Source organism: Shewanella sp. (assembly GCF_051658185.1).
In the GTDB taxonomy this organism is placed as follows: domain Bacteria; phylum Pseudomonadota; class Gammaproteobacteria; order Enterobacterales; family Shewanellaceae; genus Shewanella.
Map to the genome: position 1 here is coordinate 1 of NZ_JBOFMC010000092.1, position 22996 is coordinate 22996.

18 protein-coding genes are annotated in these 22996 nt (G+C 52.3%); 12 read left to right on the forward strand and 6 right to left on the reverse strand.

Annotation, left to right across the window (positions count from 1 at the left end; genetic code table 11):
* The first annotated feature begins 60 nt into the window (after positions 1 to 60).
* A complete protein-coding gene (locus ACRCZA_RS03950) occupies positions 61 to 237 on the forward strand; it encodes a DUF3313 family protein (RefSeq protein ID WP_438673177.1) in 177 nt (58 codons plus the stop codon).
* A 121-nt stretch (positions 238 to 358) separates the two neighbouring features.
* Here ACRCZA_RS03950 and fre read toward each other — a convergent pair whose 3' ends face one another.
* Together fre and ubiD are read right to left on the reverse strand one after the other, a co-directional pair.
* Positions 359 to 1057, reverse strand: a complete 699-nt coding sequence (fre, locus tag ACRCZA_RS03955; RefSeq protein ID WP_438673178.1) for an NAD(P)H-flavin reductase — start codon at positions 1055 to 1057, stop codon at positions 359 to 361.
* A 115-nt stretch (positions 1058 to 1172) separates the two neighbouring features.
* Entirely contained in the window at positions 1173 to 2654 is a 1482-nt protein-coding gene (gene ubiD / locus ACRCZA_RS03960; protein ID WP_438673179.1) for a 4-hydroxy-3-polyprenylbenzoate decarboxylase, read from the reverse strand.
* A 158-nt stretch (positions 2655 to 2812) separates the two neighbouring features.
* Here ubiD and ACRCZA_RS03965 point away from each other — a divergent pair, with 158 nt between their 5' ends.
* Entirely contained in the window at positions 2813 to 3622 is an 810-nt protein-coding gene (locus tag ACRCZA_RS03965; RefSeq protein ID WP_438673180.1) for a hypothetical protein, read from the forward strand.
* A gap of 15 nt (positions 3623 to 3637) precedes the next feature.
* Here the strand turns inward: ACRCZA_RS03965 and aroQ are convergent, their stop codons facing one another.
* Positions 3638 to 4078 carry a type II 3-dehydroquinate dehydratase gene (gene aroQ / locus ACRCZA_RS03970; protein WP_438673181.1) on the reverse strand — a complete coding sequence of 147 codons (441 nt, stop codon included), beginning with the start codon at positions 4076 to 4078 and terminating at the stop codon, positions 3638 to 3640.
* 164 nt (positions 4079 to 4242) lie between these two features.
* Positions 4243 to 4653, reverse strand: coding sequence for an alternative ribosome rescue aminoacyl-tRNA hydrolase ArfB (gene arfB / locus ACRCZA_RS03975; protein WP_438673182.1), 411 nt, complete (start codon positions 4651 to 4653; stop codon positions 4243 to 4245).
* Between the two features lie 152 nt (positions 4654 to 4805).
* On the opposite strand from arfB, the gene ACRCZA_RS03980 reads away from it, so the two are divergent.
* The 7 genes from ACRCZA_RS03980 to ACRCZA_RS04010 all read left to right on the forward strand — a co-directional run bounded on the left by ACRCZA_RS03980 (position 4806) and on the right by ACRCZA_RS04010 (position 14387).
* On the forward strand, positions 4806 to 5171 hold the full coding sequence (locus ACRCZA_RS03980; RefSeq protein WP_438673183.1) for an STAS/SEC14 domain-containing protein: 366 nt from the start codon (positions 4806 to 4808) through the stop codon (positions 5169 to 5171).
* Positions 5172 to 5209: 38 nt separating this feature from the next.
* Positions 5210 to 5407, forward strand: coding sequence for a DUF3012 domain-containing protein (locus tag ACRCZA_RS03985; protein ID WP_438673193.1), 198 nt, complete (start codon positions 5210 to 5212; stop codon positions 5405 to 5407).
* A gap of 324 nt (positions 5408 to 5731) precedes the next feature.
* The gene (locus tag ACRCZA_RS03990; RefSeq protein WP_438673194.1) at positions 5732 to 6277 is read left to right on the forward strand and encodes a hypothetical protein; all 546 of its coding nucleotides are present in this window, start codon (positions 5732 to 5734) and stop codon (positions 6275 to 6277) included.
* Positions 6278 to 6535: 258 nt separating this feature from the next.
* Positions 6536 to 8032: a TolC family protein gene (locus tag ACRCZA_RS03995; protein WP_438673184.1), complete on the forward strand. Its 1497-nt coding sequence runs from the start codon at positions 6536 to 6538 to the stop codon at positions 8030 to 8032.
* Between the two features lie 10 nt (positions 8033 to 8042).
* Complete coding sequence (locus tag ACRCZA_RS04000) at positions 8043 to 9329, forward strand: efflux RND transporter periplasmic adaptor subunit (protein WP_438673185.1); 1287 nt, start codon at positions 8043 to 8045, stop codon at positions 9327 to 9329.
* Between the two features lie 31 nt (positions 9330 to 9360).
* Positions 9361 to 12573 carry an efflux RND transporter permease subunit gene (locus ACRCZA_RS04005; RefSeq protein WP_438673186.1) on the forward strand — a complete coding sequence of 1071 codons (3213 nt, stop codon included), beginning with the start codon at positions 9361 to 9363 and terminating at the stop codon, positions 12571 to 12573.
* 371 nt (positions 12574 to 12944) lie between these two features.
* Positions 12945 to 14387: an MBL fold metallo-hydrolase RNA specificity domain-containing protein gene (locus tag ACRCZA_RS04010; protein WP_438673187.1), complete on the forward strand. Its 1443-nt coding sequence runs from the start codon at positions 12945 to 12947 to the stop codon at positions 14385 to 14387.
* 128 nt (positions 14388 to 14515) lie between these two features.
* Here ACRCZA_RS04010 and ACRCZA_RS04015 read toward each other — a convergent pair whose 3' ends face one another.
* Together ACRCZA_RS04015 and ACRCZA_RS04020 are read right to left on the reverse strand one after the other, a co-directional pair.
* Positions 14516 to 15871: a flavohemoglobin expression-modulating QEGLA motif protein gene (locus tag ACRCZA_RS04015; protein WP_438673188.1), complete on the reverse strand. Its 1356-nt coding sequence runs from the start codon at positions 15869 to 15871 to the stop codon at positions 14516 to 14518.
* A 535-nt stretch (positions 15872 to 16406) separates the two neighbouring features.
* Positions 16407 to 16583 (reverse strand): hypothetical protein, encoded by a 177-nt coding sequence (locus tag ACRCZA_RS04020; RefSeq protein ID WP_438673189.1) that lies wholly within the window; start codon positions 16581 to 16583, stop codon positions 16407 to 16409.
* Between the two features lie 628 nt (positions 16584 to 17211).
* Between ACRCZA_RS04020 and ACRCZA_RS04025 the strand changes: the two genes are divergently transcribed.
* The 3 genes from ACRCZA_RS04025 to ACRCZA_RS04035 all read left to right on the forward strand — a co-directional run bounded on the left by ACRCZA_RS04025 (position 17212) and on the right by ACRCZA_RS04035 (position 22817).
* Positions 17212 to 20886: an ATP-binding protein gene (locus ACRCZA_RS04025; RefSeq protein WP_438673190.1), complete on the forward strand. Its 3675-nt coding sequence runs from the start codon at positions 17212 to 17214 to the stop codon at positions 20884 to 20886.
* A gap of 2 nt (positions 20887 to 20888) precedes the next feature.
* The gene (locus tag ACRCZA_RS04030) at positions 20889 to 21533 is read left to right on the forward strand and encodes a hypothetical protein (RefSeq protein WP_438673191.1); all 645 of its coding nucleotides are present in this window, start codon (positions 20889 to 20891) and stop codon (positions 21531 to 21533) included.
* Between the two features lie 63 nt (positions 21534 to 21596).
* Entirely contained in the window at positions 21597 to 22817 is a 1221-nt protein-coding gene (locus tag ACRCZA_RS04035) for a phosphoenolpyruvate carboxylase (protein WP_438673192.1), read from the forward strand.
* Positions 22818 to 22996 lie beyond the last annotated feature (179 nt).

Sequence of the window (22996 nt, forward strand, 5' to 3'; positions counted from 1 at the left end):
TTCCTTTGAATGCATTTAACACGAGTGCAAGCCATCCTCATCAGCGTATTTATCAGGAGCATGGCGCAATTGCTTGATTCACAAAGTGGTAAGTTATTAGTGCGAGTGTTAGATGCGCGCGAGAGTGATGACGCCGTTCAAAAAGACGCTCCAATTACCACAAACGAGTTGCAAAAGATGATGGATAAGTGGGCTGCTGCTTGTGCGCAACAGTTAGCCGATCATTTGGGGAAATAAGCGAGCCAGTCAGTTTTAAGGAGTAGCGCGTTTTGCGGCGTAATCTCTCCGGTGATGAATCCCCCTGCCACAGCAGGGGGGGATTGGCAACGACGTTAGCGCGCCAAAAAATACTCACGCATTATTTGATAAACGCGAAGGCATCGCCGTAAAGATGCGCTTCTTCCACCCCCATCTCCCGAAAGCGCTCCCGCGCGGCGCCGACCATATTAAAACGGCCAGCGATATAGATGTCGTAGCCATTGAGGCTAATAAAATCCTGTTGAATTTGATCGAGTAGCTTGGCGGTTTTGCCTTGCCATTGTGGGCTGGCGTCTTCCACGACGGGGACAAAGTGCAACCAAGGGTGTGTGGCGTGCCACTCCCGGGCGAGAGCCTCGCAGTACATCGCATCTTGAGTGCGACAGCCCCAATACAAGGTGGTGGCAACGCGCTGACCGAGGGCAATTTGCTGCTCGACAATACTTTTTATGTAGGAAAATCCAGTACCACCGGCGATGAGCAGCCGTGGGCGCAGGCTGTCGTGACGCAGGTGCGCTTCGCCACCGGGCGCCTCGATATCGATATGGCTTTGATTTTTAAGGCGCTCAATCACTTGCATGGGATAGCTTTCGCTGACGGCTGCGCCAATGTGCAGCTCGATAAACTCGGCATTGGGCGCCGATGCAATCGAAAAGGGGCGCTTATCGTTTTCACCCATGACGACGCACAGGTATTGGCCCGCGTTAAAGTCGAAGGGCGTTTCAGGCGTTAACAATACACGATAAACGGCATCATTAAAGGGGCTCACGTGTTCTATCTTGCAACGTATGGTGTTCATCAGACTTCCTTTGCACCTTTTTCGTTATGTCGTTTTAAGGTGTCGTATTAGGGCCTTAGGGCTATTTGCGGTTTACGCCGCGACCTTGAGTCACGGCGTAAGCCATAGTGTGCTGTTACAGGGTGGGGTTGTCGTCGATGCCCAGTTCATCCCAGATAGCGTCGATCCGCTGCTTGACCTTAGGATCCATGACGATCGGTGTGCCCCATTCGCGCGTGGTTTCACCTTCCCACTTATTGGTGGCATCGAGGCCCATTTTGGAGCCAAGGCCTGCGATTGGTGAGGCAAAATCGAGGTAGTCGATGGGGGTATTTTCAATCATCACGGTATCGCGTTTAGGATCCATGCGGGTGGTGATCGCCCATATCACGTCGTTCCAGTCGCGGCAGTTGACGTCTTCATCCACCACCACAATAAACTTGGTGTACATAAATTGCCGTAGGAATGACCAAGCGCCCATCATTACCCGTTTGGCGTGGCCCGGGTATTGTTTACGGATAGAGATCACCGCCATGCGATAGGAGCAACCTTCGGGTGGTAGGTAAAAATCAACAATTTCAGGGTATTGCTTGCGCAATATCGGCACAAAGACTTCATTTAAGGCGACCCCGAGCATGGCGGGCTCATCGGGTGGCCGGCCGGTGTAGGTGCTGTGATAGATGGCATCTTGGCGTTGAGTGATATGGGTTACGGTAAATACCGGGAATTTATCGGTTTCGTTGTAGTAACCCGTGTGATCGCCGTAGGGGCCTTCTTCTGCTAGCTCATCGGGATCGATATAGCCTTCGAGGATGATTTCACTGGTGGCGGGCACTTCTAAATCGCAGCTTATGGCCTTACAGACTTCGGTACGCTCACCGCGCAGTAAACCGGCAAAGGCATATTCGCTCATGGCATCGGGCACGGGAGTCACGGCGCCCAGAATGGTCACCGGATCAGCCCCCAGCGCCACCACCACAGGATAGCGTTCGCCGGGAAATTGCTGTTTAAAATCGGCAAAATCGAGTGCCCCACCCCGGTGGGATAACCAGCGCATGATAAGCTTGTTTTTACCGAGCAGCTGCTGGCGATAAATACCTAAATTTTGTCGACTTTTACGCGGTCCTTTGGTGATGGTTAATCCCCAAGTGACTAAAGGCGCGACATCTCCCGGCCAGCAATGTTGGATCGGTAATTGGGTTAAATCGACCTCCTCACCGGTTTTGATGATTTGCTGACAAGGCGGATTGCGCACGGTTTTGGGCGGCATGTTCAAGGCTTGTTTGAACATCGGGATCTTCGCGATCGCGTCTTTAAAACCGCGGGGCGGCTCGGGTTCTTTTAAAAAAGCCAGCAGTTCACCCACGTCTCGTAGGGCCAGCGGATCGTCTTTACCTAGGGCCATCGCCACGCGTTTAGGGGTACCAAAGAGGTTCGCCAAAACGGGCATCGCATGATTTTTGGGATTTTCAAACAGGAGAGCAGGGCCTTTGGCGCGCAAGACGCGATCGGCGATCTCGGTCATTTCTAAATGGGGATCGACCGGATAGCGGATCCGTTTAAGTTCACCATTGGCTTCAAGGTGATCGATAAAGCTGCGTAAATCCTTAAAACTCATGTGGAAATAGCCTCTAGGGTGGAAATCCATGTGGCGCGCACTATAGCATTTTTCTGTTTTAGGGTTAACCTATTAAGCGAACATCCGCCGCCCGTGGGGTAAATGGTATTTGTGGGGGCGGCGGCCTTTGTCCCTTAGGCTGGGTTATCGAGGTGTATATGCAGGCTTCTTTTGGGTTGACTCAAGCTAAGTCTCTTAAAGATCAATTAGCTAGCAAATTGCGTGTGCCGCCAAGGCCTGCCGTGTTGGCGCTGCTGGCGTTATTATCACTGGTCAATGGTGTGAGTGCCGCGCGGGCGCAAGCGGATGTGGCTTCTTTTGAGCCGAACAATGTTAGCCGCGCCAGCGGCAATCAGTTTAGGGACAATCGCTCCAACGAGGCGCTAATCAGTCATAGTCGCGGCGGTTATCGGCGCGATGGCGGCACTGGTGCTAAGCACCATGATGCGCATTACCGCCATCGGCATCGTCATGGCTATCCTTGGGGCTGGGGTTTGGGGGTTGCGTCGAGCTGGAACTCATATTACGGCTGGGGCTGGCATGTCCGTCCCTATCAGGGTGGGTATTTTGGTGAGCACGATAATGGCTATGTGACTCATGGCTGGGATTATCGCCATTCGCCTTATTCAAGCATTGGGCTTGCCATTCCTAGGGCTGACGAAGATGACGTGAACACATTCTCTTCCCCGGTGCGGGTGACGACGGGTATGCAGTATTCCCCTGATGCGCGGCGAATGGTATCGACGCCCGTAAGTCAGGTGGCCAACATGGCAGGTGCCGGCGTGACTGGTGAGGGCCGCGAGGCGGCTCAACCTGCCTTACAACCTCGCGCTGGCGCGAGTCTTTCGAGCCTGCCGAGTAACGCGAGAGTGGTTCAGCGCGATGGGCGCACCTTGTATGAGTGGCAAGGGACGCTGTATGCCTTTGACTGGAATAGTCAAACCTACCAAGCTCAGGGCCTTAAATAGACTCAGGGTATGCGTTTATGCCTTGGCCGTGAGGCGTTTGATTGCCGCGGCTAAGGCAAATTCATAGCCTTGAGCGCCAAAGCCGCAAATGACCCCAATGGCTTTATCGGATAAATAGGAATGGTGGCGGAACGGCTCTCTAGCATGGACATTGGATAAATGTACTTCAATAAAGGGGATGTCGACGCCAAGCAGCGCATCGCGCAGGGCAATGCTTGTGTGAGTAAAGGCGGCGGGGTTGATAATAATCAACTGGGCGTCGCTGGCGTGAATAGCATCGATAAGGGCTGATTCGGCGTTTGTTTGCAGGTGCTCGAGTTGCACGCCCGCCGCCACTGCCTGTGTGTTTAAGGTGGCGACGATATCCGCTAAGGTTTGCTGCCCATAAAGGTTAGGTTCACGGCGTCCTAACAGGTTCAAATTGGGGCCATTGAGGAGCAATATTTTATGAGTCATAGGGGTCCTTTCTTCCGAACGGAGTAGGTCAAGTTCGGGGCTACAAATGTCAGGGAAAGCTAGGCCACTACGTTAACCTGTTCAAAGGGATTTTGCATCTGCTACATCGTTTATGCCATTGAAATCAAACAAGCTAGCCAGCTTAGCTTAAAAGGTGGCTTGGCCTAGAGTTTGAATTGGCGCATGGCTTTGGTTGCTCCCCGCTGTTTTTTTGTCTCTAAGCGCCGGGTTTGGCTGCCCTTGGTCGCGCGGGTGGGGATGCGTTTTTTCGGGGTTTGCGCCACGCTGGCGACGAGGGCAATAAACTGCGCGAGCGCGGCTTGGCGGTTGGCATCTTGGCTGCGGCTTTCTTGGCATTTAATGATGATTTTACCGCTTTTAGTGATCCGATGGTCGGCCTTATTCAGCAAGCGTTGTTGATAATATTCTGGCAGGGATGAGCTGCGAATATCAAATATCAGCTGGGCTGCGGTGGACACTTTATTGACATGCTGGCCACCCGCACCACTGGCGCGGATAAATTGCCATTCGATTTCATTTTCCTGAAGTTCCACACGGTTTGAAATATTTATCATGGCACACTTAAGCTTTTTCAGCATAGATTGAGGAGGTATAAGGATTTGTGCTTATGGCTCCTTAATAGATTTGTTATCATCGGCGTCATGCTTTGCCAGCGTTAGGTGCAGCTTGCGGGCAAAGTTTTCTGTTGTCGATTTGGAGTCTTCTTATGTTATGCCAAATCCCCGATATTGCTAAGGGTGTTATTAGTCTTTTCGCGAGCGGTCGGCTATCTTCTAGCGATTATCGGACCCGCCTGCAGCCGGCCATCAAGAGTTACCGTAAGGATTGGGGGCAGGTTTGTCTCTATATTGAGGCGGATGTCTTGCTTGAAGGCTGGGAGTTTGCCTCGCTGACGGGGTGCGGTGAAGTCCAGCTTCCCCAGTTTGAAGCGCTCGTGTTTGTGGGTGGCCCCGATTGGGTGGGCAATGCAGTGCAGTTGTTAGGCCCGTTTATGCAGGGTGAGGTCGCCTGGTTTCCTCTTGAGCAAAAGGCTAAGGCCATTGCGTGGATAACGAAGCGCTCGACCCGGTAGTCTCCCGCTTGGGGGAATTGTTTTCTAAGGAATTAATGATGTCATTATTAAAATCTACTCATGTAAAGTCTGCTTTGGTAAAAGCAACGCTGGTGGTCACTTGTATTGCAGGTCTTAGCGCCTGCGCCCCTGAAGTGGGCAGTGAAGCCTGGTGTAAAAAAATGCAAGAAAAGCCAAAGGGCGATTGGACGGCTAACGAAATGGGTGATTACGCCAAACACTGCGTGTTTAAGTAATGCACTTGGGTGCTTAAGCGTGGTATGTAAGCCCAGAATGCGAATCCTTGGCTTGCATGCCGTCGCTTAAGGCCACTCGATACTCGGTTTTCGCTGCTCACTTTTCGTTTTTCACTTCTGTGTGTCGGTGTTCTCGCTTGTTTTGCATAGACTTTACCCGTGAAAGCGCCTTGGCGGCGGGGCAGGGTCACAGTCTGGGGAGGTTTGACTTGCGAGTGGCGAACTTATGTTTAAAATGCCGGTCAGATGTGGGTGTAACCCTGACTTTGTTATCGTTAAGATAGGTGATATTTGACTTCGAGCCCTAAGCCTTTCGTGATCCGAATGGCGATGTTCCTGATAGCTATCATAGTGCTGCAGTTTGTCGGCGCGAATTTTGGTGCCCATCAGTTACATGCGGCGAGTGGTTTGCAAGAGTCCGATAATCACCCGCATTTACAATTTAGCGCTCAAGTGACGGTTTACACTGAATGCGTTGATTGCATGTGCCCAAATGAGCAAGGGTTAGCGAAAGGCGGGGCAATTGACCATGTTGCTAAGTTCCCTTTTATGGCAGAGCCCTTGGGAACCCCATCGTTTACGGTCATGGCTGACCAGGTTAGCGCCGATCGGCATGGCGTCGATGCCGCGCCCAATCAATTGCAGTTATCCACCATGCCCGTCTATGGCTTTCACGCTCATTTCGTGAAGAGCACTCAAATCCAAGATTTTGACCTGTGTCTTGACTGCCAATGCCATGGTGGCCATGTGGCATTATTAACTCAGCTGATTAGCCAGCCCCTCGTTGCGGGCGAAAGTGTTTATATTGCTTCCGAATTTACCTATTTAGCTCCTGATAATTATCCTAAATATCGCCCTCCCATCGCGTAATTGCGCGTGACTGAACCGCTGCCGCTGAGTCATGTTGGCCGCAGCGTACTGTTCAGTGCTATCCCCTACTGAAATAAGCTGAGTATGCGCCCTATGCATCGGCATAGCGTGCCTTACTGCTATGTAACTTTGCGTTACTGCGATATGACTTTGCTTTGAAGGGGGGAGTCGAGCGGCCGCGCTACCGTTATTGGCATGATACGCCTTATAACGCATCGCCAAGTGGCCGATCATTTGCTGATATTGTTAGGATATTCGATGAACAAAACCATTATCCCCTGCAGCCTACTGGGCGTGTTGAGTGGTGGGCTGTTGCTTTCTGCCGCCTCCGTTAGCGCCTTGGCGGCTCAACAACCTGCCCCCAATGTGACAGCACTTAATGTGACTGCGCTTAAGGGGGCTTCAGTGGCGGCTACGACGCAAAATACCGCCTTGGCCACGGCGACTTTTGAGCAATGGCTGCCAGCATTAATCCATCAATTTAATTCGTTACCTGAGGTGCAAGCTCAGCAAGTGCGCCAGCAGCAGGCTGAGTTAGCTATCCAAGCGGCGGATCGCGCCATTTATAACCCAGAGCTAGGGGTGGATTATCAATCTGCCGAAACCGATGCTTACAGCGTGGGGATCAGCCAAACCCTAGATTGGGCTGATAAGCGCGCGAGTGCGACCCGTGTTGCTCAGCTTCAAGCCCAAATACTCTTGGCTGATATTGGCTTAGAGCGCAGTCAAATGTTGGCTGAGCGGTTATTGGCGCTCGCTGAACAGGCCCAAAGCCGCAAGGCGCTGACCTTTGTGGAGCAGCAACTTAAGTTTACGCAGGCGCAGCTCACGCTTGCTGAGCAGCGTTTAGCCGCCGGGGATTTATCCGAAGTGGAGCTGCAATTAATGCAGCTTGAGTTAGCCAGCAACACCGCTGATCACGCGTTAGCTGAACAAGCGGCATTAGTGGCTGAGGCAAAGGTGATTGAATTGCTTGGAGATGAGTCTTTTGCCTTTAATGACTTTATCGGCAATATCCAGCAAGCCGTGCTCTCTCAAGCGCCGCAGGGCGCAAGATTGCCCGCGCTGGCGTCAGCTTATCAACAAGTGCTGTTGGCGCGATTGGCGGCGCAGCAGGTGAAGACGAGCACCGTTGCTGATCCGACGGTCAGTATTACCGCCGAAAAGGAGGGTTCTGATAACAAATTAGGCATCGGCGTCGCAGTTCCGCTGCATATTCGCAACAATTACAATGAATTGCATGTGATGGCCTCGCAGGATATTGCCATTGCGGAGCAAAATTACTTAGCCAGAGAGCGGGTGCTCAGTGCCAAAGAGAGCCAGTTTACGCGGGCGCTACCTCGATTGCTGGCCCGTTATCAGGATTGGCGTGAATTAGTGCAGGCCTCGGGTGCCAAGGTCAGCCAATCTTTAAGTCAGCAATGGCAAGCGGGAGATGTGAGTACCAGCGAGTATTTACAAAGCCGGCGGCAGTTGGCGGCCAGTTATTTGGTGGGGCTAAACCTTGAGACCGCTATTTATCAACGCTGGCTAACCTGGATGGGAGAAAGCGGCCAGCTGATGCCCTTTATTGAGCAGCGTCTTACCGTGACCCAAAGTACAAACCCAAGCGCAAACCCTAGCGCAAACGTCACGTCAAGCGCTCGTGCCACTTTAGGTTCTGGTGCCACTTTAGGCTCGGATATCAGTTTAAGCACCCGTCGAGCTCATCCTACTTTTAAGGTGGCGCCAGCGGCCCACATTGTAACCGAATAAGGTCAACGCCATGAATGCAACTACACATTATCGCCTGTCTTGCCTGCCGCGCCCGTTGGCGCTATCAAAACTCACTTTAGCCTTAGTGCTGCTGGGTGGCTTAGCGTTGAGCTCGGCATCCTCATGGGCTGGGGATGACCATGATCATGAGCATCCCACCCTATTTAAGCCCGCCGATAAGCACTCACATCCCACGCCGGTAAAATCTGGGGATGGTCACGATGAGGATGAAGATGAGCATGGCGAGACGGCATTAACACTGACCGAATCGCAACTGGCATTAGCGGGGATCCGCTTGTTGCCGCTATCAAGCGACAGTTTGGCGGCTGCCAATTTAAATCTCAACATGAGCGCTACGGCGACCTTAGTGGTTGACCGCGATCGTACTGCCACTCTCGCCCCCCAGCTCGATGTGCGGGTGTTGGCGCGCCATGTGGTGCCAGGCCAAGAAGTCAAACAAGGTCAGCCATTATTAACCTTAGGCGGTGTCGCTATTGCGCAGGCGCAGGCGGAGTATATTAATGCTGCCGCCGAATGGAGCCGAGTTAAGCGGATGAGTGAAGGCGCGGTGAGCGTCAGTCGTCGGATGCAGGCGCAGGTCGATGCCGAACTGAAGCGGGCGACATTAGCGGCGATTAACATGACCAGCGCGCAAATTCGCGCCTTGGAATCGTCACCTGAAGCCATTGGCAGTTATCAACTCCTTGCGCCGATTGATGGGCGGGTGCAACAGGATATTGCCATGCTGGGTCAAGTGTTTACCGCGGGCACACCCCTTATGCAGCTCACCGATGAGTCGCATCTCTGGGTGGAGGCGCAGCTTACTCCGGCTCAAGCAGAATTTATCCGCATTGGCAGCCCTGCCTTAGTCCAAGTGGGCGATAAAACCCTCGCGGGCACACTTATCGGCCGCTCCCATGAAATCAATAGTGTGACGCGTACCGAGCAGGTGTTGGTGAGCATGCCTAATCCTGAGCATGTGTTACATGCGGGGCAATTTGCCGAGTTGTACTTTGCCGAGGGAGAAGCCAAGGGCGCGCAGCGCAATCATGGCATTGTATTGCCAGATGCGGCGCTGAGCCGAAGCGCTGATGGGCATTGGCAGATCTTTATTCAAGATGCGGATGGGTTTGAGTCGGTTGAGGTGGAAGTGGTGCAGCGCCAACGGGGCTTGAGTTTAGTGCGTTGGCCGCAATTAGCGCAAGCTCAACAAGCACAAGTGCAGGTCGTCGTGGCTGGGGCATTTTTCCTTGCGTCGGAGCAGGCCAAATCGGGCTTTGATATCCATAACCACTAAGTGTTCCGCCTTCTCCCTTGGGAAATAAACTATGTTGCAGAAGATAATCGAAGCCGCGATTAAAAATCGGCTATTAGTGGTACTCGGGCTGCTAGCCATGACAGTGGCCAGTGTCGCCATGTTGCCTAAATTAAATTTGGATGCCTTTCCTGATGTGACCAACGTGCAGGTGACGATCAATACCCAAGCCGAAGGGTTGGCTGCCGAAGAGGTCGAAAAGCTCATCAGTTATCCGGTGGAATCGGCGATGTACGCCTTACCTGCGGTGACAGAGGTGCGTTCGTTATCCCGTACAGGGTTATCGATTGTGACCGTGGTGTTTGCCGAAGGTACGGATATTTACTTTGCGCGTCAGCAAGTGTTTGAGCAATTACAGGCGGCGCGGGAGATGATCCCAAGCGGCGTGGGGACGCCTGAAATTGGGCCAAACACCTCGGGATTGGGGCAAATTTATCAGTATATTTTGCGGGCCGATGCCGATTCTGGCATCGATGCCACTGAGCTTCGCAGCCTGAATGATTATCTGGTGAAGCTTATCCTCATGCCTGTGGGTGGGGTGACGGATGTGCTGTCATTTGGTGGTCATGTGCGTCAATATCAAGTGCAGGTCGACCCCCATAAATTGCGGGCCTATAACCTGTCCATGACCCAAGTGACCACGGCCCTTGAGAGCAATAACCGCAACGCTGGTGGCTGGTTTATGGATCAAGGTCAAGAGCAGTTGGTGGTGCGCGGCTATGGTATGTTGCCTGCGGGAGAGGCAGGGTTGCAGGCCATTTCCCAAATCCCGCTGACGGTGAATAAAGGCACGCCCGTGCGCATTGGCGATATTGCGAACGTCGATTTTGGCAGTGAAATCCGTGTCGGCGCCGTGACCATGACTCGGCGTAATGAGGCGGGCCAAGCCGAGAACCTCGGTGAAGTGGTGGCCGGCGTGGTGTTAAAGCGCATGGGGGCCAACACTAAGTCGACGATCGATGATATCGGCACTCGCGTTAAGCTTATCGAGCAGGCGCTGCCAAAGGGCGTGTCCTTTGAGGTGTTTTACGATCAGGCGGATTTGGTCGATAAGGCGGTGACGACGGTTCGTGACGCGCTGCTGATGGCCTTTGTGTTTATTGTCGTGATCTTAGCGCTGTTTTTGGTCAATATTCGCGCCACTCTGCTGGTGCTGCTGTCGATCCCGGTCTCTATCGGTTTAGCCCTATTGGTGATGTCCTATTATGGTCTATCGGCTAATTTAATGTCCCTTGGTGGCTTAGCGGTCGCTATCGGGATGTTGGTCGATGGCTCGGTGGTGATGGTTGAAAATATCTTTAAGCACTTAACTCAGCCAGATCGCCGCCATTTAGCCGCCGCACAATTGCGGGCCTCGGGGGAGGTTGATCCCTTCGCGGCCGGAGAAGATGGCGCGAAGTGCAAGGAAACCGAGCCGAACATGGCGGTGCGTATCATGCTGGCGGCAAAGGAAGTTTGTAGCCCAATATTCTTCGCAACCGCCATTATTATCGTGGTATTTGCTCCCTTGTTTGCCCTTGAGGGCGTGGAAGGCAAGTTATTCCAGCCTATGGCGGTCAGTATTATTTTGGCGATGCTCGCCTCGTTGATGGTGGCTCTTATTGGGGTGCCCGCCCTCGCGGTGTACTTGTTTAAGCGCGGAGTGGTGTTACGCGATAGCGCGCTGTTAGCGCCTATTGAGGGGGGGTATCGTCGTCTACTGAGTGCCACGTTGGCACGGCCTAAAGTGGTGATGGTCAGTGCGTTGTTGCTCTTTGGTCTGAGTATGTTGTTGGTGCCACGCCTAGGCACTGAGTTCGTACCTGAATTAGAAGAGGGCACCATTAACCTGCGGGTGACCCTCGCGCCAACGGCCAGTTTAGGGACATCGCTTGATGTTGCGCCCAAGCTTGAGGCGATACTGCTGACGTTTCCTGAGGTGGAATACGCCTTAAGCCGTATTGGTGCGGCTGAGCTGGGGGGCGATCCTGAGCCAGTCAATAACATTGAGATTTACATTGGCCTTAAGCCGATAGAAGAGTGGCAGTCTGCCAACTCACGCCTTGCGCTGCAGCGGTTGATGGAAGAAAAGCTGAGCGTCTTCCCGGGATTGCTGCTGACCTTTTCACAGCCGATTGCAACGCGGGTTGATGAGTTGCTCTCAGGGGTGAAGGCGCAGCTGGCGATCAAACTCTTTGGTCCGGATTTGGACGTGTTGTCGCAAAAGGGGCAAGTGCTGAGTGAGTTAGTGGCAAACATTCCCGGAGCGGTGGATGTCTCTCTTGAGCAAGTCAGCGGTGAAGCTCAGTTAGTGGTGCGGCCACAACGGGATCTCTTAGCGCGCTACGGTATTAGTGTGGATGAGGTGATGAGCCTAGTTAGCCAAGGCATTGGTGGCGCGAGTGCCGGCCAAGTGATCGACGGCAACGCGAGATACGATATCCATTTACGTCTCGGCGCTGAATTTAGACAAAGTCCTGATGCGATTAGAGATCTGCTGCTGACGGGCACCAATGGCGCCACCGTGCGTTTAGGTGAAGTGGCAAGTGTCGAGGTGGAAATGGCGCCACCCAATATTCGCCGTGATGATGTGCAGCGCCGAGTGGTGGTGCAGGCCAACGTCGCGGGGCGCGATATGGGCTCAGTAGTGCAAGATATCTACGCGATTGTACCAAAGGCCGACTTGCCGCCGGGTTACACTGTGATGGTCGGGGGGCAATATGAGAATCAGCAGCGGGCGCAGCAACGGTTGATGTTGGTGGTGCCTGTGTCGATCGCTTTGATTGCTTTGCTGCTTTACTTCTCCTTTGGCTCGGTGAAGCAAGTCTTATTGATTATGGCGAACGTGCCTTTAGCGCTGATTGGCGGCATCGTGGCACTGTACCTCAGCGGCACTTATTTGTCGGTGCCAAGCTCTATTGGCTTTATCACTCTCTTTGGGGTGGCGGTACTCAATGGCGTGGTGTTGGTTGATTCGATTAATCAACGTAGGCAAAGCGGTGAGGCGCTTTACCTGTGTGTGTATGAGGGAACCGTGGGGCGGTTACGTCCAGTATTGATGACGGCGCTGACCTCGGCGCTCGGTCTCATCCCGATTTTATTATCCTCGGGGGTGGGCAGTGAGATCCAAAAACCGCTGGCAGTGGTGATTATTGGTGGGCTATTTAGCTCCACTGCGCTCACGCTGTTGGTTTTGCCGACCTTGTATCGATGGCTTTATCAAGGGGATGAGCCACAAGCGCGCTAACCTTTGGGCAGGCTAACAAGAGTAGGCATGCCAACAATCGTTCGTTAACTAAAGGTTCGTTAACGCGAGGCTCGCTAGGCAGGTTAACAACGGGTGTAAAGAGATGAGTTTATCTCTTTACTGGTTCACTGTTGTGTTGGTTGCCCGCCCCTGCATATTGGGTGCGGGCAGCTGATTTTTTAGCCGTCTTTTGAGAGCCTGTCGTGGCGAGATATTTTATCTTATTGTTTTACATTTGTTTTATTTATCATCAATGAAGCCCTGCTTCAGGCTTGAAGCAATATCCTCCGTCGGCATGAATTAATCCTTTTTCTTTTGCAGATAAGGGCATAGTCTATCTTTATACAAGGTAGATACGTTGGAGGGACACCATGCGAATGACATTGCAGTTTCTAGGCGCGACCGAGGAAGTCACGGGCTCGTGCCATTTACTGACGGTTGAACATGAACGCTTATTGCTCGACTGTGGTTTAATCCAAGGTGGCAAGGCCGATGAGCTGCGCAATCACGACCCCTTTGCCTTTGAACCCGCATCACTGGCTGCCGTGGTCCTAAGCCACGCCCATATTGACCATTCTGGGCGCTTACCGTTGTTGGTGAAGGCGGGATTTACCGGGCCGATTTATACCCATAAAGCCACAGTAGATCTGTGTGCCATCATGCTTAAAGACGCTGCGATGCTGCAGAGCCGCGAGACTGACAGGCAAAATAAAAAGCGCGCAAAACATGATCTTGACCCCCTCGAACCATTATTCACCGTAGAAGATGCCGAGCAGGCCATCAGCCAATTTGTGGCCTTAGAATATGGCCAAGTGATGCAGGTTATCCCCCATGTGGATATTTGCCTGTCGGATGCGGGGCATATTTTAGGCTCCGCCTTAGTAGAGCTGTGGATCGGTGAAGGTAAAGCTCAGAAAAAAGTGGTCTTTAGCGGCGATCTTGGCCGAGCAGGCATGCCGATTTTGCGCGATCCCACTCGAGTCTCCACCGCGGATCTCGTGGTGATGGAGAGTACCTACGGTAACCGATTCCACCGCAGTTGGACGGATACCCTAATCGAATTAAAAGGCATTTTCGCGAAGGCGGTGACAGAAAGCCGCGGCAATATTCTCTTGCCAGCGTTTTCGGTTGGGCGAGCGCAAGAGTTAATGTATCTGTTTTATTTATATGCCAAAGAATGGGATATGGCCCGCTGGAAAATCTGCCTAGATAGCCCGATGGCGATTGAAGCCACGGAGGTCTATATCAAGCATTATGCGCTGATGGATGAAGAGTTTAAGCGCTTTGCCCGCAAGCATCCCGGGCAGCATCCGTTGCACGAAAATATTGAATTTATCCGCACGACCGATGAGTCCATGGCGCTAAACGATATTCATCAAGGCTTGATTATTATCGCCGGTAGCGGCATGTGTAACGGTGGGCGGATCCGTTGCCACCTAGAGCATAACCTGTGGCGCCCCGAATGTGATGTGATTATCTGTGGTTATCAAGCGCTTGGCACGCCAGGGCGCGCTTTGGTTGATGGGGCCGAGGAGCTGACTATTCGCGGTAATCGCATTAAGGTTGCCGCTAACATTCATACCGTGGGTGGGCTTTCGGCCCATGCCGATCAGGCTGAGTTATTGCGCTGGTATCACCATTTTGAAGAGCAGCCACCGGTTATCTTAGTCCACGGTGAAAGTGAGGCGCAGCAAGGGTTAGTTGAAGTGTTAAAGCAAGATCCGAAAACCAAACCTAAGCAGGTGGCAATCGCGACCCGAGGGGATTGTTTAGATCTGAACGCTCTGCCCAAATTGGTGTGGATACCTGGATAAGGTTTAACGCGATTAACTTTCACATCTGACATGCTCATGCCCCGCCGCTGGCGTGGGCATGAGGCTTTGTTATTTCTGCGGCGCTTAAGGGGTTCTGCGGCGCTTAGGGGGTAATCCCAGAGTCAGGGTTAATCCGAGTTGTTATCAAACTCCGTGTCATCAATGAGTTCGAGGGAGGGCACGATATTAGGGACTTCTTTAAACAGGCGGCTAAAGTGGCGCTGTACCCCTTTCAAATCGATGCCTGCTAAGCCCGAGGCAAAGCCAAACCACGCATACAGGCCGCTAAAGTTATCAAACATCGGCGGTAAATATTTAGGGGGGCTGATAATGCCTTCTTGACAGGCTTGGTAGAGCACCGGAATGTCTTCGATGGCTAATTTCCCTAAAAATAACATCGGAATGAGTTCAGGAATACCAGAGGTAATGGCGCTGCGGATAAAGTTGATATTCTCGACATAGCCGCGCACATAGGCAATATCCTTCGTAAAGCAACTGCCGCCTTCGACCATGCCGCCGCGAAATACCCGTTGGGTGACGCGGTAGCTGTCTTTGGCGCTTAAATGTAATCCCCTAAAATAGTCAAACACCTCAATAAAATCGGCGCCATTTTCGGCCATATCGACTGCAGCGACCCGATCGCTAATTCGCCGGGCGCGTCCCGGATTGGAGCTTAACGTCAGCATTTCGAGCAATACCGCCAGGCCTTCTTGGGTGGCGGCGACCCGTGGCGACCCCACGCTTAGCCACGTGGCGTGGGGTTGTGCGCGGCCATTGAGCGTCGTGCCTACATGCACCCACCCTTCGTGCACCTCGTACACGTTAAGATCTGACTCGCTAAACATCGCCTTACTGTTGAGCTTGACCGTATCCCCGCCCACGGCGGCATCTGAGACGATGCCATCGCTCAGGCGCACGCGCATATCGTCGCTGTGAAAATAGGCCTCTAAGCGTTGGCTGAGCACCCGCACGGCCTCAGGAGCCGAGATGATTTTCGGGTGATGCTTATTCATATGCCGCGCCGCGGGCAAAGAAAAGATATAACTTAACTTATCGCCTAATTGGCGCAGGGTGTGACGATCGCCGTGCAGCTTATGGCTGGCGCTACCGTATAATTCTTGGCTGAGTTTGCCAAAGGTCGGGGTCCCGCGATGATTGAGCATATCCACCACGAGGCGATATTGGTCCACATTGGCGATCAAGATTTTACCGAGTTTATCCCGCTTGCCTAAGCCTCGCTGAATCGCTTGCTTGAGATTCAACAGTTCTGCTTGGGTTTGCTTGGGATCAAAGGGCAGGGCAATATTTTGATAAAAATCGCGTTGAATGGCGGGCAGTGCGCTGGCCTTGCTGGCAAGAAAGCGATCCTCCATTTCTCGAGGCCATTTGATGGCATCTAAGATCTTAATGGGCGTTTGAATGCGGATAAGTTCATCGGAAAAACGGCGAAGATCGTGTTGATACTGGGCTAAGGATTCTGACATATCCGTATTCCTGCAGGGTGTTAGGCGATAGCGCATGGACGCATGATAGCGGTTAAGTGAGCGGATTTATACGCTAATCATCAACACTGCGGTCAGCGCCCCAGTCATCTTGATGCGTCGCGAAGGCGGTCACTGTACCGCCGTGGTAGAGCTGTGAGTCAGCCGAAGTCGCGCGGTGAATCAGCCATGGTAGAGCTGTAACTCAGCAGTGGTCGCGCCGTGACAGGCGATGGTGCGATGAGATTGCGATGGTTAGGTTAAATGCTCAATTCAGCGGACGGGAAGTATGGGGGTTGGCGTTGTCGAAGTTAAGCGAACTATTTAAGTGACTCATGTAAGTGATTTAAGCGACTTATGTAAGTGATTTAAGTGACCCATTTAAGTTTAAGCGACCTAGCCAGCTAGTCGCTCAGTGGCCTCGCCTCGGTGGGGAAGGTGAGCAACTAGATGGCCACCGCTTGTGGCTATCCCTATCATCAACGTAATAGGTGATGATTGATCTAATAAACTGTTAAATAACAGTTTTGACTATGGATTAGAACGCATCATCCTCGCCTAAGGCTCGTCTTAATTCGGCGCGTTCGAGGTAATCTTCTAAGCGCTTTTTAATCTCACGCTTATGTTGCATGACTTCGGCCGCTTTGCTGTTTCTAGGGGTGGTCATTGCCTCAATTTCAGTATCGTTGGGCACGACTTCAATAATATGAGCCATAACGAATTCCTCATGTTGTTCCTAGGGCTGGTTATCAACACAAACAAGCTATGTTGATACAGAAGCTTTCTATCTAAAAACAGTGTGGCAGAAAAGCAAAAAATTTTATGAGGATGCGTAAATAATTTTTCCCGAACATCGCAGCGGCTCTTTGCTCTATTGTCCTTAGCGCTGGGCTTGAGTTGGTCAGAATCAAGGTATTTTTTATTAAAATTCAATGCCAACTCGTCGCTGCGGGTATGATTCAAGCGCGATTGCGCTCAGGCGGTGCTTTGCTTTTGTCGCTTCTCTCTGCGTATGACGCTGCCCAAGGTTTGAGTGCGCCTTGTGCTCAACTGCTGCTTTGTTAGTCAGGTTATTGAGTCAAGTTGGCGTATCATTAGCGGTTTTTATGGGCGCGGCGCTGAATTGCCAATGCCGTGCGATTGCCTTATGTTAACGCCCCACGAGTTAAGGTCGTTATGGGTTAGCTTAACGGCCGCAAGATGAAGCGTGTCTCTAGGCTGCGGTGTTACACCTTATGGCCGCCGTGATGTACGCCATGATGAACTGATATTTGATAGGTTGCATTGACTGCGCCCGCGCGGGCCGTTTACAGCATAAGCCTCCCCTCTGGATAAGGAATGAAATGCCAAGCTTGATCCGTATCGTGTTGATTGATACCCACCTTCCGGGTGTGGTGGAACTGGCCCTTAATGGCCACACCAATATCTGTGGGACAAATGCCTCGGGTAAAACTACGCTGCAGCGCTTAGTGCCGGTTTTTTATGGTGAATATCCTAGTCGAGTAGTGCCGTCAACCCGCGACAGTTTTGAGCGTTGGTATCTGCCACACGACTCTAGCTACATTATTTACGAGTACCAAAAGGCCGACGGTTTACTGTATCAGGCGGTGCTTGCCTCCGCGGGCGAGGGCAAAGGGGTCAATTATCGGTTTATCGCAAAAGGTTTTGAGCTAAGTGATTATATTAAATCGCAACATGGCGATACTGTGCTGTGTTATACCATGGCCGAACTGGGCCGCGACTTAAAGCGCGCCGGCGTTGCGACCACTAATTTGCTGAATACCCGCGAATATCGCGCCATTATTCAAAATGATCGCACTTTGCTCAGCACCGGCAGTAATCGAAGCGAGCTGCGGGCTTACGCTCGTCAATATGCCCTGTGTGAAGGGGAGCACTCGCTGCGCCATATCGAGAAGTTAGCCAAGGCGGTGCACTCTAAAGAAGGCAAGATGGAGACGGTCAAGTCGATGATCGCCGCCATTCTTGAGGAAGATGGGGTTAATCCTCCAAGCTCGCGGTTAAATCCCCAGCGGGTTGAAGCTTGGATCCGTGAAAGCCAGCTCATTCAAGGTTTTGAGGTCATTCGTCCCGAGTTTGAAAAGCTTGAGCAGGAGTTTAACCAACTGCTGAGCGCCGAGCATAAGCTCGCGAGCCTGTCCCGTGGTTATCGTAACGATGAAACCTTAGAGGCCGAGCGCCAAGAGCGGGAGCAAACCCGCGCCAAAGAGCTGCATTTACAGTTGCGCTTACTCGATGAGGAGTGGAAAGAGCAGCGTGATGAGCTTAGCCTCGATCTTTCCGCCGCCAAGGGCGATGTGGCCAAGTGCGAGTATGAGCTTGATGCCATTGAAGATCAGCACGGCGCCTTTTTAGATGCCAATATTGAAGAAGCCAAAGCCGCCCTCGACATGCTGCCCAGTTGGCAAACCGATGTGGGTCATCTGCTCGAGCGCCATAAATTACAAACCGAAAAACACCAAGATATTGAGGCGGCCTATAACGCCCGGCGCAGTAAGATTGGCGAACAGTTAAATCGCGAATTAGAAAGCTTGCATCTTGAGCAGGACAAACAGCGCGAAGAGCGTGATAAGCAGCGTGAAGCGGCTCGCGTGGATATCGATGCCTTAGAGCAGCAATGGCGCCAACAACTTGAGATCGGCAAGGCTAACTTTAGCGAGCAAGAATACCAAATTAAGCTGCAGGCCGCCGAGCTCAAGCTGCGGGTGGATAGCGTGAGCTACACCGAGGAAGAAAAGCTTAACCTCGCGATTTTTGATGAACGCATCGCCCGCGCCGATGAAGAGCAAGAAAGCTGCAATGCGAAGGTTGAGCGGCTCACGAGCGATGAGCGTAAGCAGCGTGCTAAGCGCGACCAAGCCAACGAAGCCTTGCGGATTGCCACCTTAAGGGCGAATGAGCGCCAAACTGAGTTGGATGAATTGCACCACATGCTGTTCCCGCAGTCTCACACCCTACTGGAGTTTTTGCGTAAGGAGGCCCAAGGGTGGGAGCTGCATTTAGGCAAAGTGATCGCCCCTGAATTGTTGCACCGCAGCGATTTACATCCCAGTATTGCCAGCGATCCTAGCGACAGCTGCTTTGGGATCCAGTTCGATCTTAAGGCTATCGAAGTGCCAGAATACGCGGTCTCGGAGCAGGAACTGCGCCTTCGTTTAACGCAGGCCGAGGAGGCGCTGCAAAGTGCCAAAGAGCTGCAATCCGAGGCTGAATCTCAGCTGATCACCATCAATGCCGAGCTTGATAGGGTGAGCCGCGAGCTCACTTTCGCCCGCACCGCCTACAAAAATAGCCGCGACGATTTGCGCCGATTGTTGGATGAAAAGCGCAGTGAGCAAGAAAACATCAACCACGCCTTGGCCGCACGTAAAGCCGAGGCAGGGCAACGGCTCACCCAACTTGATGGGCAGTTAAAGCAGCTCAAACAGCAACATGCGCAGTGGCTCGATGAGCAGCGTGAGCAGGCGCTTGAAGCGCGCATGGAAAAACAAGCCTACTGGCAAGCAGTGCTTGGCGCCTTAGACAATCAACTTGGCCAACTGAAAGCGACCATTACCGCGCGGCGCGACAGTGCGAAAGCCGAGCAAAAGGCCTGTGAGACCTGGTATAAAAACGAGCTGAAATCCCGCGGGGTGGATGAAGATAATATCCTCAAACTCAAGCAGCAAATCCGTGAGCTTGAAACGAAGATCACTCGCGCCGAACAGCGCCGCAGCGAGGTGCTGCGCTTTGATGATTGGTATCAGCACACTTGGCTGATGCGTAAACCTAAGTTGCAAAGCCAGCTTAGCGAGGTTAAGCGCGCGGTATCAGAGCTTGAGCAGCAGCTCAAGGCCAAAACCTTAGAGGTTAAAAACCGCCGCCAGCAATGGGAAATCGAGCTTAAGGCATCCAATGCCGCTCAGGTTGACGCTTCTGAAAACCTCACCAAATTGCGCGCCGTGATGCGTAAACTGGCCGAGCTTAAACTGGGCAGCAATCATGAAGAAGCCCAAGGTAGCTTAGGTGAACGTTTGCGCCAAGGGGAAGATTTACTGCTCAAACGCGATTATCTACTGGGCTCAGTCAAACAATATGTGGAGCATTTTGATGGAGTGATCGCCAGTAAGTCCGGCTCCGGTCTTGCCGAAACCTGGGAGCGCGCCCGCGAAGAATCAAGCTTTATCAACGATAAAGGCATTCGTTTATTGGATTATCGTAAACTCGTGCCGCAGCTTGAACAATTGCTGAATGTGATCGTACCGCAATCGATTACCGCACTGCGGGAGCAAGGGCGAATTTTTGGCGTCGACTTAACGGCATTTTACGATGTGCTTGTCGATATCGACCGACGCATTGCCTCCCAAAGCGCGCGGATTACCCGCGAGGTGGGCGAAGAGCTATTCCTTGAAGGCGTGAGCGAGTCAGCGGTACGGATCCGCTCGCGGATCAGCGAGTTAGAGTTTTGGCCTGAACTTGAGCAGTTCGTTAAAGCCTTTAAACATTGGAAGGCCGATGGCTTTAATGGTCTGCCCGATGAAGACTATACCAGCAGCATGCGCCGCGCCTTAGACATTATCGGCCGCGCCGCCTTAACCGGGGGGATCGCTAAGTTGCTGGAGATTGAACTGCGCCTCAAAGAAGGCAGCAGCGATTTGATTATCCGCACCGACCGCCAGCTGAATGAATCCTCAAGCCACGGCATGGCTTACCTGATTTTGTGTAAGTTCCTGTTAGCCTTTACCCGTTTGCTGCGGGGTCGCAGCGATGTGACTATCCACTGGCCGATTGATGAGCTAGGCACCTTGCACCACACCAACGTTAAGAAGATTTTTGATGCCTGTGAAAACAACAATATTTGTGTGCTCGGTGCTTTCCCGAACCCCGAGTCTGAGGTGCTGAATTTGTTCGCCAATCGCTACATCATTAATAAACAAACCAAAAAATTACAAGTCGTTAAGCCTAAGGCGAATCCGATTGCCGCCATGCTTAGCCAACGCTTATCGAAGGAGACTGTGTGATCATGAGTCAAACCGTATTAGTCGGCACGGGCGCCTTGATTGAGTTACTCCTCAAGGGCGAATTTATTTGCCGCACCACCAATGAAGATGGCTGGCGTGCCCTGAAAACCAGCAGTACCCGCGAACGGGTTGAGGCCTATTTAAACCAAATCAACCGTACCTTAGCCTCCGCCGCCGAGGGGGATGTGTTCTTTTGCGGTTATCTGCAGTTAGGCGATAGCGAACGTAAGGTGATTTCGGCGCAATTTAGGGACATTTGTCAGTCACTTATTCCGCTGGTGGAATGGCTAGTGTTAGTGCAAGAAGCCAGTGGCCAAGATGCGCCCTTAAGTGAAGGTGCGCCCGTGCGCTTAATTGAGTTGCAAAGTCGCATCGAAGATACGCCCGCGTTTCGCGAGCAGCTGGCTAAGCTCAGCCAATACCGTTTATTTGGCTCGACCAGTAGCAGTAGCGATGCGCAGATTAAATTGGTGTTTAAACGCTTAGTGGAGCTTGGCTATTTAGTGCGCCCTAATGCCGAGAAACAAATTTATATCGCCACGGGCAAGTTAGATTATCTTTATGAAGTTATTAGATTTATTGATGAAACCGAAGGCCTAAGCCTCGAAGCGCAGGCCGAAACCGCCACCCAGCGAGACTTGCTATGATGGCGCAGGGGAGAATGTTAGCTCACCTTGCCTTAGCCCGCTTAGGCGAGCAAGGAGGCCAATATGAGCAGTAATTTGCATCAGGCGGGGGTCAAGCTGTTAAAGCAGTTAGGCCGCCATGCCGACATCATTATGGATACCTATCTCGCAGGGGCCCTTAACGAAGACGCTCACGACCCTAGCGTGGTTGAAAAGCTCAAGCAGGCAGGGATTTTGTGGCGACCTGAGCCCGATCAAGCGCTGCGCCTTAAACGCTCGGTACGCGCGCTCTTAGAAGAGGGGTTAAGTGATGAGCGCAATCGGCAAATTGATGCTAACGTCGGCTCGGCGTTAGCGACGATTAAGACCTTAGCCTCCCACTATAAAGAGGCGCGCCATAACGCAGACTATAGCGCCGCTGAGGCCTATTTGGCGGATTTAAGCGAGCATGTGTATAGCTTTGCCGACAGTTTGCGTTATTCGATTCGGCTGCTGTGGGGGCGGATCAATAACGAGTTTGGTTATGTCGGCACGATTAATGCCAAAATCCGTGAGAACGAATTGGCCCAAAGCCAAGTGTCGGAGTTGCTGAATGGTTTAGAGCTATGTCAATTCAGTGAGCTTGGGGAGATCGCTGGTGATATCCGTGAGTTACGCAAATTGCTGGTCACCACCCTGCAGGAAACGATCAGCGATTGCGCCCAGGAGCTCAGTGCCGTACAGGGGCGTTTGCTGGAGCTATTAGGGCGCTTTAGGCAAATTCGCGGCCGAACTCGGCTGCTTAAAGGATGGTTGTTGTACACTTCGCTGCACCCAGACTATCGCCCCGCGGATCATGTGTCCCAGCAGGCCGTGCCCAGTCTCTTTAATCGCGCAGAGCCGATACTGGCGCCCGCCGCGGTGGATGTGCATAACAGTAGCCAAGAGCTGGAACTGCTCAATCTTGTCGCCCATATTAAGGCCATTAGTCGTCATGTTGTGGTCGTTGGCGCGCGCGAGCAGGAGGTGGCGGTTCCGATTGGGCCAAGCGAAGATTTTGATCTACCGGATAACCCGCTTAAACAGGCGGTGGATGGGTATTTTATTGAGGTGATAGCTTCAGGCCTGCGTCAATCGGCACTCGAATACTTGGTGGATAAAGGCTTGCCTTGGGATCCTGAAAGCTGGATTTATCAAGTGATTGGCGGCTATGAAGGGCTGGCTGATGAGCACAAAGCCTACTTTGAGTTAGAGCCCCTCGGTGAGGCGCACCCGACATACAGTGGCAACTTTATTATCCGTGATGTTGAGCTATGGCTCGCCTAGCGCGGTGCATTAGGGTTAGGCAGTAACACCTACTGGCTTACGGGCTAGATTGGGTGTTACGCGCTTATAGTCTTGATAATCACCCATAATCTGACCTGTAAATGGTGAATTCGCGATATAATATGCTGATAATTGCTGTTTTTTAGTAGTTATATCCGAAGGATCGCTTTTTGCGGTGG